The following is a 16,391-nucleotide window of genomic DNA, read 5'->3' as shown; positions in this document are numbered from 1 at the left end:
ACAAACGATGCTGTCCCGCACCGCAGACCACCTCTACTGGATGTCGCGCTACACCGAGCGTGCCGAGAACACGGCGCGCATGCTCGACGTCAACTACCAGACCTCGCTGCTGCCGCAGTCGGCCGAGGTTGCCAAGTACGGCTGGCAGGGCGTGCTCTCGATCAGCGAATTGCTGCCCTGGTACAGCAAGAAGTACGACCAGATCACGCCCAACGAAGTCATGGAGTTCATGGTCAAGGACGAGAGCAATCCGTCGTCGATCGTCTCCTGCCTGAAGGCCGCCCGCGAGAATGCGCGTGCCGTGCGCGGCGCGCTCACCACCGAGGCCTGGGAAACGCAGAACACCACCTGGCTCGAAGTGAACCGCATGCTGCGCGCCGGCGACTTCGAGCGCGACCCGGGCCAGTTCTTCGAGTGGGTCAAGTTCCGCTCGCACCTGTCGCGCGGCGTCACGCTGGGCACCATGCTCCAGGATGAGGCGTTCTACTTCTCGCGCCTGGGCACCTTTTTGGAGCGTGCCGACAACACGGCGCGCCTGGTCGACGTGAAGTTCCACGCGCTCAACAGCGAGTTCTTCGGCGCCGCCACCGAGGAAGACCAGGAGTACGACTTCTATCACTGGAGCGCGATCCTGCGCAGCGTCTCGGCCTTCGAGGTCTACCGCAAGGTGTATCGCGACGTGATCAAGCCCGAGCGCGTGGCCGAGCTGCTCATTCTTCGCGCCGACATGCCGCGCTCGCTGCACGCGAGCCTGGTCGAGGTGGTCAACAACCTCGCCAAGGTGCAGAACGAGCAGAGCGCCGAAACCCAACGCCGCGCCGGCAAGCTGCTGGCCGACCTGCAGTACGCACGCGTCGACGAGATCCTGGCGACGGGCCTGCACGCCTACCTCACGCAGTTCCTCGATCGGGTGAACGAGCTGGGCGGGCGGATCAGCCAGGACTTCCTGGTGCCGGCGCACTGACGGTGCATTGAATCGACGTCCTGCGGGCCCAGGCCGGCCCCGGGACCTCGCACCCCCGGCGGTAGCATTCGAGTTCGATCTCGATCCAAGTTGCTGACCGCAGGGAGTTCTCATGAAGAAATCAATGCTTGCCCGTGATGGCAAGTGGAAGGCCGCCGCCTTGGCGGCTGTCGCGTTGCTCGCCGGCTGCGACCAGGCCGCCTCACCGAAAGAACAAGCCTCCGCGCAGGCATCGACGGCCGTCGTCGTCGATGCCGCCACGGGATTGCGCTGGCTGCGCTGCGCGCTGGGGCAGACCTGGCAGGGTGGTCGCTGCGTCGGCGAGGCCGAAGCCCTGAGCCTGATGGACGCGCAGGAACGCGTGCAGGCGCTCAACGCCAAGGGCCATGAAGGCATCTCGCAATGGCGGCTGCCCACCATCGTGGAGCTGGCGGCGCTGCGGCGTTGCGACCATGGCCTGGTCGACGAGACCTTCACGCTCGAGCTGAGTCCCGAACGGGAGCCCGTCACCGTGCCCCGGTGGTGCGCCCGCCAAACCTCCGTTCCCACCATCGACAGCGCGCGCTTTCCCGATACGCCGCTGCGCAAGTTCTGGTCGGGCTCGGGCAGCGAGGCTGCGCAGCACTTCTATGCCGTGGACTTCAGCAATGCGTGGATCGGCCAGAACGAGGCGGCCGAGGCCACCCACGCCGTGCGGCCGGTGGCCGACCACTGACCTCCCGCTACTTCGAGAACGACTCCACCACCACCGGAATCTCCGGCGCCTGCCACCGGTAGCTGTCGCCCAGCACATTGCGTTCGGCCTTCTGCCCGCTCCAGCGGATGCCCAGCAGGTCCATCAGGCTCCAGCCGGCCCAGTCCGCGCGAAAGGGCTGCTGCGTGGCGGCGTCGGTGGGCAGCGGCTCGCGGTTGCGCCAGACGACGGCCGGGATGCGGTAGCCCGAGGCGGTGGCGGGGCTGTGGCCTGCGCGGTTGCTGCCGTGACCGACTTCCTGACCGTGGTCCGACAGGTACATCCAGGCGCGGTAGTCCTCCGGCTTGCCGGTGCTGCGGGTCTGCTGCAGCAGTTCCGACACCACGAAGTCGTGGTACAGCAGAGCCGCGTCGTACTCCTGGCGGAAGTGGCGCACCCAGGCCGAGCGGCCGTCCTTCACGAGGCCGTTCTCGACCGCGTCGACGCTGTCGTCGAAGGGGTTGGCGTTCTCGGGAAAGCGCAGGCTGTAGTGCGGGTGCGCGCCCATCAGGTGGACCACGATGAGCTTGCGCTCGGTGCTGGTGTCGGCAAAGGCCTCCTGCACGCAGTCGAGGATCTCGCCATCGAGCGAGGCGCTGGCGCGGCCCGGCGTGCGGTTCACCATGTCGACCACGTCGGCGTAGCGCGCGTGCTGCTGCTCGATGGCCAGGTCGTCGTGGTTGCTGATCCACCAGACCTTGTAGCCGGCGGCGCGCGCCAGGGCCAGCAGGTGGGGCGGGCTGTCGCCGTTCCCGTTGTTTCCGTCGTTTCCATTCGCGGGTTGGCCGAAATGGAACATGTTGCGCAGCGCGGGCAGGGTGCTTGCGTCCACCGACCACGCGTTGCGCAGCACGGCCATGCGGTCACCCTCCTGCGCCTTGTGCGCCTGCAGGCGCGGCGTGGTCGGGCGGCCGTAGCCGTACAGGCCCATGTTGTCGCGGTTGATGCTGTCGGTGATGACGAGCACGACGGTGGACGGTCCCTCGCGCGTGATCACCGGGGCGATCTGCCGGGCCTGGGCCATCTGCGCATCGCGGGTTTTTTCCTGGTCGGCCCAGGCGGCGCGCTGGTCCTGCAGCGACTGCGACCACTGGGTCCAGAAGACGACCGGGTGCAGCCGGCGCCAGGGTTTGCTCGCGTAGGCCACGCAGGCGACCAGCAGGATGAGCAGCAGCAGCGAGCGCACCCAGAACGGCCGCCGCGCACGCGGCGCCGTGGCACCGCGTCGCGCGAACAGGCCCGCCAGCAGGCCCGCCGCCACGAGTGCGGCCGACCAGACGACGGCGGAGCGCCAGTGCATGCGCAGGTACTCGGCGCTTTCGCGTGCATTGGTGTTGGCCGCGGCGCCCAGCACCATGGCGCTGTCGGGCGCGGCCTGGTAGGTGTCGAGCAGGTAGGCGCGGACCACGGCGTCCAGGCCGAAGCCCATGACCCAGAGCCACACCAGCGCCGTGCGCCAGCGCCGCAGGCGCGCGCTGTGCAGCGGCCACAGCAGCCAGAGCACGGGCGGCGCGGCGAGCACTGCGAGCTGGGCAATGCGGCGGCCGTCGTGGCCCAGGGCGATGAGTGCCAGCAGCGTTGCGCCGACCACGCCACAGGCCAGCAGGGCGCTGGAGGGAGGACGCGGGGCGTCGATGGCGGGATGTGTCAAGCGCGGCGCGGGGAGTCGAGGGCGGGCGAATTCTGCCCCGCACCCTGCGGCGACACGGCCAGTGTCCCGACCCTTGCGGGGTCTTTGGAGTGCGGCTCAGGGATATCCCCGCGGAACTTATCGGCGCTCAGCGTCCCAGAGGGGGCTTCGACCGGCATTTGCCGGACCTCCCGTGTCTTCTCGAAAGGAACCCTCGCCCCATGGCCCGATTCAGCCGCCGACTGCCCGCGCTCCTGCTCGCATTCTTCTTCTCGTGGATGGTGCTGCCGTCCGCCTTTGCCGCGCAGCCGCAGATGGTCAGTGTCGCGGTCAAGACCCTGAACATGCGCACCGCTCCCAGCCAGCGCGCCGAGGCGCACTGGACCGTGAGCCGGGGCTATCCGCTGCGCGTGATCGGCCGCAAGGGCGACTGGCTGCGCGTCACCGATTTCGAGAACGACAAGGCCTGGGTCTTCCGTTCGATGACGAACAAGACGCCGCACCACGTGGTGAAGGCGAAGACCGCGCAGCTGCGCCGCGCACCCGGCGCGCGCAGCCCGGTCGTGAAGAAGGCCGTGTACGGTGACGTGCTGCGCACCCTCGAGCGCCGTGGCGACTGGGTGAAGGTGCGCCACGAAGGCGGCGCCACCGGCTGGGTGCTGAAGCGCTCCCTCTGGGGCTGGTAAGCGCGCGCCCGCTCAGGTCGCGGTGGCCTGGCGCACGGCGCGCTCCCAGCGCGCCATCGATTCCTCGGCCTGTGCGCGGCCCATGGTCGGCATGAAGCGGCGCTCCACCTTCCACAGCTTCGAGAGCTGGCGCGCGTCGGTGTAGACGCCGGTCGACAGCCCCGCGAGGTAGGCCGCGCCCAGCGCGGTGGTCTCGACAACCTCGGGCCGCACCACCGGAATGCCCAGCAGGTCGGCCTGGAACTGCATCAGCAGGTCGTTCACGCTCGCGCCGCCATCCACGCGCAGCTCGGCCACGGGCTTGCCGCCCGCGGCCACCGCGTCGCGGCTCATGGCCTGCAGCAGCGCGGCGCTTTGGTACGCGATGCTTTCCAGCGCGGCGCGCGCGATGTGCGCGACCGTGGTGCCGCGCGTGAGCCCGGTGATCGTGCCGCGCGCGTCCGCGTCCCAGTAGGGCGCGCCCAGGCCGGTGAAGGCCGGCACCATCATCACGCCGCCGGCGTCGGGCACGCTCTCGGCGAGCGACTGCACCTCGGCGCTGCCCTTGATGGCCTTGAGGCCGTCGCGCAGCCACTGCACCACGGCGCCGCCGACGAACACGCTGCCTTCCATCGCGTACTGCGGGGTCGCGTCGACCTGCGCGGCGCTGGTCACGAGCAGGCCGTTGTGCGAGGGCTGGAACGCGCCGCCCGTGTGCATCAGCAAAAAGCAGCCGGTGCCGTAGGTGTTCTTGGCCATGCCGGCCTCGAAGCAGGCCTGGCCGAAGAGGGCGCTCTGCTGGTCGCCGGCCACGCCGCCGATGGGCAGCGCGTGGCCCAGCAGCGCGGCGTCGGTGTCGGCAAAGTGCGAGCTCGAGGGCTGCACCTTCGGCATCAGCGCGGCGGGAATGTCCAGTGCCTTCAGCAGGTCGGCGTCCCAGTCGTTCGCGTGCACGTTGAAGAGCATGGTGCGCGAGGCGTTGCTCACGTCGGTCACGTGCACCTTGCCGCCGGTGAGCTGCCACATGAGCCAGCTGTCGACCGTGCCGAAGGCGAGTTCGCCGCGTTCGGCCTGGGCACGCGCGCCGGGCACGTTGTCGAGCAGCCAGCGCAGCTTGGTGCCCGAGAAATACGCGTCGATCACCAGGCCGGTTTTTTCGCGGATGGTGTCGCTCAGGCCCTGCTCGCGCAGCTGCGCGCACAGCGGCTCGGCGCGGCGGTCCTGCCAGACGATGGCGTGGTGCACCGGCTGGCCGGTGGTGCGGTTCCACAGCACGGTGGTCTCGCGCTGGTTGGTGATGCCGATGGCGTGGATGTCGGCGGGCTGCAGCTTCGCCTTGGCCAGCACCTCGCGCGCGGTGGCCAGCTGGCTGCGCCAGATTTCCATGGGGTCGTGCTCGACCCAGCCCGGCTGCGGGTAGATCTGCGTGAGTTCCTTCTGGGCGATGGCGACGATGCGGCCTTCGCGGTCGAACACGATGCTGCGCGAGCTGGAGGTGCCCTGGTCCAGGGCAAGCAGGTAGGTGGTCATTCGATGAGTCTGATGGGGTTCAGTTGTCGCGCGCGATCTCGAGGCGCACCTGCGCGGCATGCAGCAGGTCGGGGAAGGGCGGCGGCGGCGCGGCGTCGGTGAACAGGCGGTCGATCTGCGAGAGCGTGCCCAGCTGGATCATGGCCGGCCGGTTGAACTTGCTCGCGTCGGCCGCCAGCCACACCTCGCGCGCCTGGGCAATGATGGTCTGTGCGACCTTCACCTCGCGCAGGTCGAAGTCGCGCAGCGAGCCGTCGGCCTCGATGCTCGACACGCCGATGAGCGCGATGTCGACCTTGAACTGGCGGATGAAGTCGATGGTGGCCTCGCCCACCACGGCGCGGTCGCGCGGGCGCACCGAGCCGCCGGCCACGATCACCTCGCAGGCCGTGTTGCCACTCAGGATGGTCGCCACGTTCAGGTTGTTGGTGATCACGCGCAGGCCCGTGTGGCGCATCAGCGCCTTGGCGATGGCCTCGGTGGTGGTGCCGATGTTCAGGATCAGCGAACAGTCGTTGGGCACCAGCTCGGCCACGCGGCGCGCAATGCGCGCTTTTCCGTCGGCGTTGAGCGTTTCGCGCTGCTGGTAGCCGATGTTCTCGGTGGTCGAACTGGGCACGCGCACGCCGCCGTGGAAACGCGTGAGCAAGCCCGCATCGGCCAGCCGCTGCACGTCGCGCCGCACGGTCTGCAGCGTGACGCCCAGCATGTCGGCGAGCTGTTCGACGGTGACCGAACCGCGCGCGCGCACGGTGTCGAGGAGGTTGATCTGGCGCGGGTTGGAGTTCACAGAGGCGTCGTGGAAAGCGGAAAGACTGGGGTCGAGGGTACAGGCCGCGTCACTTTAAAACGAAAGAAAACGAAGCCGAGTAAGGGAAAACTCGGAGGAAAATCGCGCCAAAAGGAATCCAAATGAAAAAACGCGAAAATACAATCTCGGCCTTTGCTGACAAAAGTCACGAACCTACGGACCTCCAGCCTGTGACCGATTTCTCCTCTCCAGCGGCCGAACCCGCCACCGATTGCGATGTGCTGATCGTCGGCGGTGGCATCAACGGCTGCGGCATTGCGCGCGACCTGGCCGGCCGGGGCTGGCGCGTGGTCCTGTGCGAGAAGGACGACCTGGCCTCGCACACCTCGTCGTCTTCCACCAAGCTGATCCACGGCGGGCTGCGCTACCTCGAGTACTACGAGTTCTCGCTGGTGCGCAAGGCGCTGCAGGAGCGCGAGGTGCTGCTCAAGAGCGCGCCGCACATCATGTGGCCGCTGCGCTTCGTGATGCCGCACGACCCCTCGATGCGCCCGGCCTGGATGATCCGCATCGGCCTGTTCATGTACGACCACCTGGCCAAGCGCGAGGTGCTGCCGCCGTCGCGCGGCATCGACCTGCGCCAGCACCCGGCCGGCGCGCCGCTCAAGGCGCAGTACAAGCGCGGTTTCGTGTACTCCGACGGCTGGGTCGACGACGCGCGGCTGGTGGTGCTCAATGCCATCGATGCGCGCTCGAAGGGCGCCGAAGTGCTCACGCGCACGCGCTGCATCCATGCGCAGCGCGGCGCCGACGGCTGGGTCGCGACGCTCGAAGGCCCCGATGGCGCGCACCGCACCGTGCGCGCGCGCGCCGTGGTGAACGCGGCCGGCCCGTGGGCCGAATCCTTCCTGCGCGGCGTGGCCCAGTCGGCGCGCGGCGAGGCGCTGGCCACCAAGAGCCTGCGGCTCGTGAAGGGCAGCCACATCATCGTGCCGCGCCTGTTCGACCACGACCACGCCTACATCTTCCAGAACCCCGACAAGCGGATCATCTTCGCCATCCCCTACCAGGGCGCGTTCACGCTGATCGGCACCACCGACATCGAGATCAGCGGCGACGACCCCGGCGCCGCGCGCATCGCGCAGGAAGAAATCGACTACCTGTGCACCCAGGCCAGCCGCTACTTCGACAAGGCCATCGTGCCGGCCGACGTGGTGTGGACCTACTCGGGCGTGCGCCCGCTGCTGGACGACGCCTCGGGCGACCCCTCGGCCGTCACGCGCGACTACCTGCTCGAATCGAACACCACCGCCGCGCCGCTGCTGTCGGTGTGGGGCGGCAAGATCACCACCTTCCGCAAGCTGGCCGAGGATGCGGCCGACGAGGTCGGCAAGATGCTCGGCCAGTCGAACGCCCAGCGTCCGGCCTGGACCGACGGCGCCTTCCTGGCCGGCGGCGACCTGTCGGCCTGGATCGGCGCGCCCAAGCGCCCCGACGACGACTTCGGCCGCTTCGTGGCGGCCGTTCAGGCGAAGTACCCCTGGCTCGACGCCCAGGTCGCGCTGCGGCTGGCGCGCGGCTACGGCGCGCGCGTGGCCGAACTGGTCGGCGAGGCGCAGTCGCTGGCCGACATGGGCGCCGAGGTGGCGCCCGGCCTGTACGAGCGCGAGCTGCGCTTTTTGCAGGCGCGCGAATGGGCCGTGAGCTCGGACGACGTGCTCTGGCGCCGCACCAAGCTCGGCCTGCACTACACGCCCGCCGAGCGCGAGCAGGTGGCGATCTGGCTGCAGGCCAACGCAAAGAACAACAACGACACCGTGGAAGTGGAGGTGAGCTGATGCAGCTGACTCTGGAGCGCGTCACCAAGAAGGTCGGCGCGCAAACCTGGCTCTACGAGCAGAGCATTGCGCCCAAAAGCGGCGCGGTGACCGTGCTGCTCGGTGCCACGCAGGCCGGCAAGACCAGCCTGATGCGCCTCATGGCCGGGCTCGACACGCCGAGCACCGGGCGTGTGCTGGTGGACGGCAAGGACGTCACCGGCACGCCGGTGCGCGAGCGCAATGTCGCGATGGTCTATCAGCAGTTCATCAACTACCCCTCGCTCAAGGTGGCCGACAACATCGCCTCGCCGCTGAAGCTGCGCGGCGAATCGAACATCGACGCGCGGGTGAAGGCGCTGGCCGACAAGCTGCACATCGGCATGTTCCTCGACCGCTACCCGCAGGAGCTGTCGGGCGGCCAGCAGCAGCGCGTGGCGCTGGCGCGCGCGCTCGCCAAGAACGCACCGCTCATGCTGCTCGACGAGCCGCTGGTCAACCTCGACTACAAGCTGCGCGAAGGCCTGCGCGAAGAACTCACGCAGCTCTTCGCCACCGGCGACTCGACCGTCATCTACGCCACCACCGAGCCCGGCGAAGCGCTGCTGCTGGGCGGCTACACGGCCGTGATGGACGCCGGCGAGCTGCTGCAGTACGGCCCGACCGCCGAGGTGTTCCATGCGCCGCAGTCGCTGCGCGTGGCGCGCGCCTTCAGCGATCCGCCGATGAACCTGCTGGCGGGCACTGCCGCGGCCGGTCGCGTGCAGCTCGCGGGCGGGCCCGCGCTGACGCTGGCCCTGCCGGAAAGCGTGTCGGGCACGGTCACGGTCGGCCTGCGCGCGAGTGCCTTGAACGTGAACGCGGGGGAGGGCGACATCGCCTTGCCCGGCAAGGTGGAGCTGGCCGAAATTTCGGGCTCCGACACCTTCGTGCACGTCGACACGGCGGTGGGCGAACTGGTGGCGCAGCTCACCGGTGTGCACCGCTTCGAGCTGGGCGCTTCGATCACGCTGTACTTCAGCGCATCGCAGGCCTATGTGTTCGATGCCAGCGAAAAGCTGGCACTGGCGCCGGCTTGGCGCAAAGGAGCTTGAGATGGCACGCATCGATCTCGACCTGGCCCACGCCTACCGCGCCAACCCCACGCAGGACAGCGACTACGCGCTGCTCCCGCTGAAGATGAGCTTTCGCGACGGCGGCGCGTACGCCCTGCTAGGCCCCTCGGGCTGCGGCAAGACGACCATGCTCAACATCATCTCGGGCCTGCTCGTGCCTTCGCAGGGCAGCGTGAGTTTCGACGGCCGCGACATGACGCGCGCCACGCCGCAGGAACGCAACATCGCGCAGGTGTTCCAGTTCCCGGTGATCTACGACACCATGACCGTGGCCGAGAACCTCGCGTTCCCGCTGCGCAACCGCAAGGTGCCCGAAGACCAGATCAAGAAGCGCGTCGGCGAGATCGCCGAAATGCTCGACATGAGCGGCCAGCTCAACCAGCGCGCGGCGGGCCTGGCGGCCGATGCCAAGCAGAAGATCTCGCTGGGCCGCGGTTTGGTGCGCAGCGACGTGTCGGCGGTGCTGTTCGACGAACCGCTCACCGTGATCGACCCGCACCTGAAGTGGCAGCTGCGCCGCAAGCTCAAGCAGATCCACCGCGAGCTCAAGCTCACGCTGATCTACGTGACGCACGACCAGGTCGAGGCGCTGACCTTCGCCGAAGAGGTGGTGGTCATGACGCGCGGCAAGGCCGTGCAGGTGGGCAGCGCCGAGGCGCTGTTCGAGCGGCCGGCCCACACCTTCGTGGGGCATTTCATCGGCTCGCCGGGCATGAACTTCTTGTCGGCCCACAGCGCCAACGGCGCACTCGAAGTGGCGGGCACGCCGCTGGTGCCCACGCGCGAGCTGCCGCCCGGCGCGCTCAAGATCGGCATCCGGCCCGAGTACCTGCGCCTGTCGAATGCGGGTGCGGCCGGCGCCGTGCCGGCGGTGGTGAAGCAGGTGCAGGACGTCGGCACGCACGCGATGCTCAGCGCCGAAGTCGACGGCGGCGTGGTCAAGGTGCGCATGCATTCGGACGAACAGCCGCCCTCGGTGGGCGACACGGTGTGGCTGCGGGTGCTCGACACCCACACCTGCTACTACAAGGACGAGGAACTGGTCGCATGAACCCGACGAACAAGCCGATCAACCAGAAGGCGTGGTGGCTCGTGCTGCCGGTGCTGATCTGCGTGGCCTTCTCGGCCATCGTGCCGCTGATGACGGTGGTCAACTACTCGGTGCAGGACATCATCTCGCCCGATCGGCGCGTGTTCGTCGGCACCGAATGGTTCGCTGCCGTGATGCGCGACGACGAGCTGCACCAGGCGCTGTGGCGCCAGCTGGGCTTCTCGCTGTCGGTGCTGCTGGTCGAGATTCCGCTGGGCATCGCGCTCGCGCTGTCGATGCCGGCCACCGGCTGGAAGTCGTCGGCGGTGCTGGTGGTGGTGGCGCTGTCGCTGCTCATTCCATGGAACGTGGTGGGCACCATCTGGCAGATCTACGGCCGTGCCGACATCGGCCTTTTGGGCCACGCGCTGCAGGTCATGGGCATCGAATACAACTACACCGGCAGCGCGACCGACGCCTGGCTCACGGTGCTGGTGATGGACGTGTGGCACTGGACGCCGCTGGTGGCCTTGCTCTGCTACGCCGGCCTGCGCTCGATTCCCGACGCCTACTACCAGGCCGCGCGCATCGACGGCGCCAGCAAGTTCGCGGTGTTCCGCTACATCCAGCTGCCCAAGATGCGTGGCGTGCTGATGATCGCGGTGCTGCTGCGCTTCATGGACAGCTTCATGATCTACACCGAGCCCTTCGTGCTGACGGGCGGCGGGCCGGGCAACGCGACCACCTTCCTGAGCCAGTACCTCACGCAGAAGGCCGTGGGGCAGTTCGACCTCGGGCCGGCGGCGGCGTTCTCGCTGATCTATTTCCTGATCATTTTGTTGTTCTGCTTCGTGCTCTACAACTGGATGCAGCGGGTCGGTACGCAAGAAGTGGAGAAAGAACAATGAACGAAAAACGCTTCCACAAGCGCAGCATCTTCTTGCTGCTGTACATCCTGTTCGCGCTGTTGCCCATCTACTGGATGGTCAACATGAGCTTCAAGACGAACGAGGAGATCCTGTCGAGCTTCTCGTTCTTCCCGCAGCAGCTCAGCTGGGCCAACTACGCGCGCATCTTCACCGACGAGTCGTGGTACTCAGGCTACATCAACAGCCTGATCTACGTGGCGATCAACACGGTGATCTCGCTCACCGTGGCGCTGCCGGCGGCCTACGCGTTCTCGCGCTATTCGTTCCTGGGCGACAAGCACGTGTTCTTCTGGCTGCTGACCAACCGCATGACGCCGCCCGCGGTGTTTTTGCTGCCGTTCTTCCAGCTGTACAGCACCGTGGGCCTCATGGACACGCACCTGGGTGTGGCGCTGGCGCACCTGCTGTTCAATGTGCCGCTGGCGGTGTGGATTCTCGAAGGCTTCATGAGCGGCATCCCGCGCGAGATCGACGAGACGGCCTACATCGACGGCTACTCGTTCCCGCGCTTCTTCCTCACCATCTTCCTGCCGCTCATCAAGGCCGGCGTGGGCGTGGCGGCGTTCTTCTGCTTCATGTTCAGCTGGGTCGAGCTGCTGCTGGCGCGCACGCTCACGAGCGTGAACGCCAAGCCCATCGTGGCGACGATGACGCGCACGGTGAGCGCCTCGGGCATGGACTGGGCGACGCTGGCCGCGGCCGGCGTGCTCACCATCGTGCCTGGCGCGATCGTGATCTGGTTTGTGCGCCACTACATCGCAAAAGGCTTTGCGATGGGCCGCGTCTAAGGAGACCGAGACATGTTCGACTGGATGGTCTGGACCACCCCGGTGGCCGTTTTCTTCAGCTGCATCGCGCTCATGCTGGTCGGCATGACGGTGTGGGAATTCAAGTCGCCCACCACGATGCGCCGCGGCTGGCTGCCCATTGCCACCACGCGCGGCGATCGGCTCTTCATCGGCCTCTTGTCCGCGGCCTACGTCAACCTGATCTTCGTCGGCCTGGCCGGCAAGGTGCAGGAGTGGCTGAGCCTGGAGGCCGAGCCCTCGATCTGGATCGGCTTCGTGCTGTCGATGCTCGTGCTGGCGCTCGTGATGCGCAAAGGCTAGCCCACCGATTTCGTCAACGCGTCCGGCTCTCCGCCTCCCCGGAGCCGCGATGAAAAAACCGGGGAAGCACAACCGAGGAGACACATTCATGAAGATGCGCTACACGGCATTGGCAATGGCGGCGGCGATGGTCGCCGCGCACGGCGCATGGGCCGCAGAGCCCGAAGCCAAGAAATGGATCGACAGCGAGTTCCAGCCGTCGACCCTGAGCAAGGACCAGCAGGCGGCCGAGATGAAGTGGTTCATCGACGCGGCCAAGAAGCTGCAGGCCAAGGGCGTCAAGGAAATCTCGGTGGTGTCGGAGACCATCACCACGCATGAATACGAATCGAAGACGCTGGCCAAGGCCTTCGAGGAAATCACCGGCATCAAGGTCAAGCACGACCTGATCCAGGAAGGCGACGTGGTCGAGAAGCTGCAGACCTCGATGCAGTCGGGCAAGTCGATCTACGACGGCTGGATTTCCGACTCCGACCTGATCGGCACGCACTACCGCTACGGCAAGATGATGAACCTCACCGACTACATGGCCGGTGCGGGCAAGGAGTACACCAACCCCGGGCTCGACCTCAAGGACTTCATCGGTACCAAGTTCACCACCGCGCCCGACGGCAAGCTCTACCAGCTGCCCGACCAGCAGTTCGCCAACCTGTACTGGTTCCGCGCCGACCTGTTCGATCGCAAGGACCTGAAGGACAAGTTCAAGGCCAAGTACGGCTATGACCTGGGCGTGCCGCTGAACTGGAGCGCCTACGAGGACATCGCCGAGTTCTTCAGCGTCGACGTGAAGACCATCGACGGCAAGCCGATCTACGGCCACATGGACTACGGCAAGAAGGACCCGTCGCTGGGCTGGCGCTTCACCGATGCGTGGCTCTCGATGGCCGGCACCGCCGACATCGGCACCCCCAACGGCATGCCGATCGACGAATGGGGCATCCGCGTGGCCGACGACAAGTGCACGCCCGTGGGCGCGGCCGTGTCGCGCGGCGGTGCGACCAACTCGCCGGCCGCCGTGTACGCGCTCACCAAGTACATCGACTGGATGAAGAAGTACGCGCCCAAGGAAGCCATGGGCATGACCTTCGGCGAAGCCGGCCCGGTGCCCGCGCAGGGCCAGATCGCCCAGCAGATCTTCTGGTACACGGCCTTCACGGCCGACATGACCAAGAAGGGCCTGCCCGTGGTGAACGAGGACGGCACGCCCAAGTGGCGCATGGCGCCCGGCCCGAACGGCCCGTACTGGAAGCAGGGCATGCAGAACGGCTACCAGGACGTGGGTTCGTGGTCGTTCTTCAACGGCCATGACGCCAACAAGACCGCCGCCGCCTGGCTCTACGCCCAGTTCGTGACCTCCAAGAGCGTCTCGCTCAAGAAGACCATCGTGGGCCTGACCCCGATCCGCGAATCGGACATCCAGAGCAAGGCCATGACCGACATGGCGCCCAAGCTGGGCGGCCTGGTCGAGTTCTACCGCAGCCCGGCCCGCGTGGCATGGACGCCCACCGGCACCAACGTGCCCGACTACCCCAAGCTGGCGCAGCTGTGGTGGAAGAACGTGGCCGAGGCCGTCACGGGCGAGAAGACCCCGCAGAAAGCCATGGACAACCTGGCCGACGAGATGGACAACGTGATGGGCCGCCTGCAACGCGCCGGCATGGCCCACTGCGCGCCCAAGCTCAACGCCAAGGGCGACCCGAACAAGTGGCTCAGCGACCAGCACGCCCCGTGGAAGAAGCTGGCCAACGAGAAGCCCAAGGGCGAGACCATCGACTACAACAAGCTGCTGAGCGCCTGGAAGGCCGGCAAGGTGCGCTGATCGGCGCTTCGCCAGCAGCAATTGCAAACAAGGGCCGCGCCGCGAGGTGCGGCCCTTTTTCGCTTTCTGGCGCCTTGGTTCGTCGGATTCACGCGACGCCATGACCTATGGCAGATGCACCTTTGAAAAGGTTCGCTTACATTCGACGGCCCCCGCCACGGCCCGCCAGTGAATCCAAGTTCTTCCAGCCCCACCGCCAGCCCTCCTGCCACCCCGAGCGCGCGTGTCAAACGCGTCCTGCTGATCCAGTACTCGCAGACCGGGCAACTCGACCGCGTGGCCGGGCAGATCGCCGCGCCGCTGCGCGCCGACCCGGGCATCGAACTGCGCGTGGAAACGTTGCGGCCGCTGCAGCGCTTTCCCTTTCCCTGGCCCTTCCTGACCTTCTTCGACGCGTTCCCCGAGTCGGCCCACCTGAAGCCGGGCCCGCTGGCGCCGCTGACGCTCACGGGCGACGAAGACTTCGACCTCGTCATCCTGCCGTACCAGGTCTGGTTCCTGGCGCCTGCGCAGCCGGTCGTGGCCTTCCTGCAGCACCCCGTGGCGGCACGGCTGCTCAAGGGAAAACCCGTGGTCACGGTCATCGCCTGTCGCAACATGTGGCTGCTGGCCCACGAAAAGCTCAAGGGCCTGCTCGCCGCCACCGGCGCGCGCCTGATCGACAACGTGGTGCTCACCGACCCGGGCCCCACGCTCGCCACCTTCTTCACCACGCCGGCCTGGCTCATCTGGGGCCGCAAGCGCGGCTTCTGGGGCATGCCCGACGCGGGGCTGAGCGAGGAACAGATCCGCGGCTGCGGCCGTTTCGGCCGGGCCCTGCGCGACGCGCTGCACGCAGGCCGCGAGCAGGGCGATGCGCCCTTGCTGGCCGGGCTGGGCGCGGTGCGCGCCCAGGCGCGGTTGCTCATCAGCGAGAAGGCCGGCACGCGCAGCTTCTACCTGTGGGGCAAGCTGATCATGGCGGCCGGCGGGCCGGGCGCGGCGGTGCGCAAACCGCTGCTCTTGCTGTACGTGCTGTTTCTGCTGGCACTGATCGTCACCGTCGTGCCGGTGAGCCTGACGCTGCAGGCCCTGCTGCGGCCGTTGTTCCGAGGGTGGCTGACTAAAATGACGGCTCAATTCGAGCGCCCGTCGGGCTCTGCCACGGACCGGCTCCCTCTCTATGACGACTGATGTTTTCCTGACCCGCACCGCTGCCTTCCTGCCTTTTTCTCCGGTCAGCAACGAAGACATCGAAGAAGTGTTGGGCCGCATCGGCGGCAAGGTGTCGCGTGCGCGACGCCTCATCCTGCGCAGCAACGGCATCCAGTCGCGCCACTACGCCATCGACCGTGCCACCGGCCAGCTGGCCATGACCAACGCACAGCTCACCGCCGCGGCCATCCGCGCGCTGGGCGACGACATCGGCCAAGTCGACTGCCTGGTCACCGGCACCTCGCTGCCCGACCAGCTCATGCCCAACCACGCGGTGATGGTGCACGGCGAACTGGGCTGGCCCCGGCTCGAGGTGGTGGCCTGCGCCGGCATCTGTCTGGCCGGCGCGGCGGCGCTCAAGCATGCGTGGCTGTCGGTGCGCGCGGGCGACGCGCGGCGCGCGGTCGCCACGGGCTCCGAGCTGGCCTCGGCTGTGATGCGCGGGATCAACTTCGAGGCCGAGCTCGAGCACAAGCTCGAAGCGCTCGAAGCGCGCCCCGAGATCGCCTTCGAGAAAGACTTCCTGCGCTGGATGCTGTCCGACGGCGCCGGCGCGGTGCTGCTGGAGCGCGAGCCGCGCGGGCCGCTGTCGCTGCGCGTCGAATGGATCGAGCTGTCGTCGGCGGCGCACGAGCTGCCGGTGTGCATGTATGCCGGCGCCGACAAGAACGAACAGGGCGGCCTCGACGGCTGGGCCCGCACCTCGCCGGCCGACTGGCAGCGCGACTCGACCTTCGCCGTCAAGCAGGACGTGCGCCTGCTCAACGACAACATCGTGCGCGCCACGCTGGCCGAGCCGCTGGCCGCCATCATCGAGCGGCGCGGGCTCAAGACCGACGACATCGACTGGTTCCTGCCGCACCTGTCGTCGCACTATTTCGTCGAACCCGTGGCAGCGAGCCTGGCGTCGCTGGGCCTTCCGATTCCGCGCGAGCGCTGGTTCAGCAACCTCGCGACCAAGGGCAACACGGGCTCGGCCTCGCCGTACATCATGCTCGACGAGCTGTTCCGCTCGGGCCGCATCAAGCCGGGCCAGAAGCTCCTGATGTTCGTGCCCGAAAGCGGCCGCTTCTCGAGCGGCTTCATCTACCTGGAGGCTGTGTAG

At 67.7% G+C, this 16,391-nt stretch carries 15 protein-coding genes; 12 read left to right on the top strand and 3 right to left on the bottom strand.

Translation table 11 applies throughout. The features are described from left to right. Window positions 1–7 precede the first annotated feature (7 nt). The gene (locus AC57B8_RS29120) at window positions 8–964 is read left to right on the top strand and encodes an alpha-E domain-containing protein (protein ID WP_062476763.1); all 957 of its coding nucleotides are present in this window, start codon (window positions 8–10) and stop codon (window positions 962–964) included. A 124-nt stretch (window positions 965–1,088) separates the two neighbouring features. Beyond that, window positions 1,089–1,679, top strand: a complete 591-nt coding sequence (locus AC57B8_RS29115) for an Lcl C-terminal domain-containing protein (RefSeq protein ID WP_496481509.1) — start codon at window positions 1,089–1,091, stop codon at window positions 1,677–1,679. Window positions 1,680–1,686: 7 nt separating this feature from the next. Here the strand turns inward: AC57B8_RS29115 and AC57B8_RS29110 are convergent, their stop codons facing one another. Beyond that, the gene (locus AC57B8_RS29110) at window positions 1,687–3,348 is read right to left on the bottom strand and encodes a sulfatase-like hydrolase/transferase (protein ID WP_496481508.1); all 1,662 of its coding nucleotides are present in this window, start codon (window positions 3,346–3,348) and stop codon (window positions 1,687–1,689) included. A gap of 200 nt (window positions 3,349–3,548) precedes the next feature. Here AC57B8_RS29110 and AC57B8_RS29105 point away from each other — a divergent pair, with 200 nt between their 5' ends. Next, window positions 3,549–4,013: an SH3 domain-containing protein gene (locus tag AC57B8_RS29105; RefSeq protein ID WP_496481507.1), complete on the top strand. Its 465-nt coding sequence runs from the start codon at window positions 3,549–3,551 to the stop codon at window positions 4,011–4,013. A gap of 12 nt (window positions 4,014–4,025) precedes the next feature. On the opposite strand, the gene glpK is transcribed toward AC57B8_RS29105, so the two are convergent. Together glpK and AC57B8_RS29095 are read right to left on the bottom strand one after the other, a co-directional pair. Next, a complete protein-coding gene (gene glpK, locus AC57B8_RS29100; RefSeq protein WP_496481506.1) occupies window positions 4,026–5,522 on the bottom strand; it encodes a glycerol kinase GlpK in 1,497 nt (498 codons plus the stop codon). A gap of 19 nt (window positions 5,523–5,541) precedes the next feature. Continuing rightward, complete coding sequence (locus tag AC57B8_RS29095; RefSeq protein ID WP_062476748.1) at window positions 5,542–6,312, bottom strand: DeoR/GlpR family DNA-binding transcription regulator; 771 nt, start codon at window positions 6,310–6,312, stop codon at window positions 5,542–5,544. A gap of 122 nt (window positions 6,313–6,434) precedes the next feature. Here AC57B8_RS29095 and glpD point away from each other — a divergent pair, with 122 nt between their 5' ends. The 9 genes from glpD (at window position 6,435) to AC57B8_RS29050 (ending at window position 16,391) form a co-directional block, all read left to right on the top strand. Further along, the gene (gene glpD, locus AC57B8_RS29090) at window positions 6,435–8,111 is read left to right on the top strand and encodes a glycerol-3-phosphate dehydrogenase (RefSeq protein WP_496481505.1); all 1,677 of its coding nucleotides are present in this window, start codon (window positions 6,435–6,437) and stop codon (window positions 8,109–8,111) included. Continuing rightward, window positions 8,111–9,184, top strand: a complete 1,074-nt coding sequence (locus AC57B8_RS29085) for an ATP-binding cassette domain-containing protein (protein WP_495304522.1) — start codon at window positions 8,111–8,113, stop codon at window positions 9,182–9,184. The genes glpD and AC57B8_RS29085 overlap by 1 nt, the downstream gene beginning before the upstream one ends. A 1-nt stretch (window position 9,185) precedes the next feature. After that, window positions 9,186–10,256, top strand: coding sequence for an ABC transporter ATP-binding protein (locus tag AC57B8_RS29080; RefSeq protein ID WP_062476739.1), 1,071 nt, complete (start codon window positions 9,186–9,188; stop codon window positions 10,254–10,256). Next, entirely contained in the window at window positions 10,253–11,143 is an 891-nt protein-coding gene (locus tag AC57B8_RS29075; protein WP_062476737.1) for a carbohydrate ABC transporter permease, read from the top strand. The genes AC57B8_RS29080 and AC57B8_RS29075 overlap by 4 nt, the downstream gene beginning before the upstream one ends. After that, window positions 11,140–11,952: a carbohydrate ABC transporter permease gene (locus AC57B8_RS29070; RefSeq protein ID WP_496481504.1), complete on the top strand. Its 813-nt coding sequence runs from the start codon at window positions 11,140–11,142 to the stop codon at window positions 11,950–11,952. The genes AC57B8_RS29075 and AC57B8_RS29070 overlap by 4 nt, the downstream gene beginning before the upstream one ends. 12 nt (window positions 11,953–11,964) lie before the next feature. Next, window positions 11,965–12,273: a DUF2160 domain-containing protein gene (locus AC57B8_RS29065; RefSeq protein ID WP_095744796.1), complete on the top strand. Its 309-nt coding sequence runs from the start codon at window positions 11,965–11,967 to the stop codon at window positions 12,271–12,273. Window positions 12,274–12,361: 88 nt separating this feature from the next. Continuing rightward, on the top strand, window positions 12,362–14,092 hold the full coding sequence (locus AC57B8_RS29060) for an ABC transporter substrate-binding protein (protein ID WP_070059465.1): 1,731 nt from the start codon (window positions 12,362–12,364) through the stop codon (window positions 14,090–14,092). 168 nt (window positions 14,093–14,260) lie between these two features. Beyond that, window positions 14,261–15,265 carry a dialkylrecorsinol condensing enzyme gene (locus tag AC57B8_RS29055; RefSeq protein ID WP_260684963.1) on the top strand — a complete coding sequence of 335 codons (1,005 nt, stop codon included), beginning with the start codon at window positions 14,261–14,263 and terminating at the stop codon, window positions 15,263–15,265. Beyond that, the gene (locus tag AC57B8_RS29050; protein WP_496481503.1) at window positions 15,255–16,391 is read left to right on the top strand and encodes a beta-ketoacyl-ACP synthase III; all 1,137 of its coding nucleotides are present in this window, start codon (window positions 15,255–15,257) and stop codon (window positions 16,389–16,391) included. The genes AC57B8_RS29055 and AC57B8_RS29050 overlap by 11 nt, the downstream gene beginning before the upstream one ends.

This window comes from Variovorax sp. BGA-UO-ETr-C22 (assembly GCF_059567965.1).
This window is presented reverse-complemented; position numbering and strand designations above follow the sequence as displayed.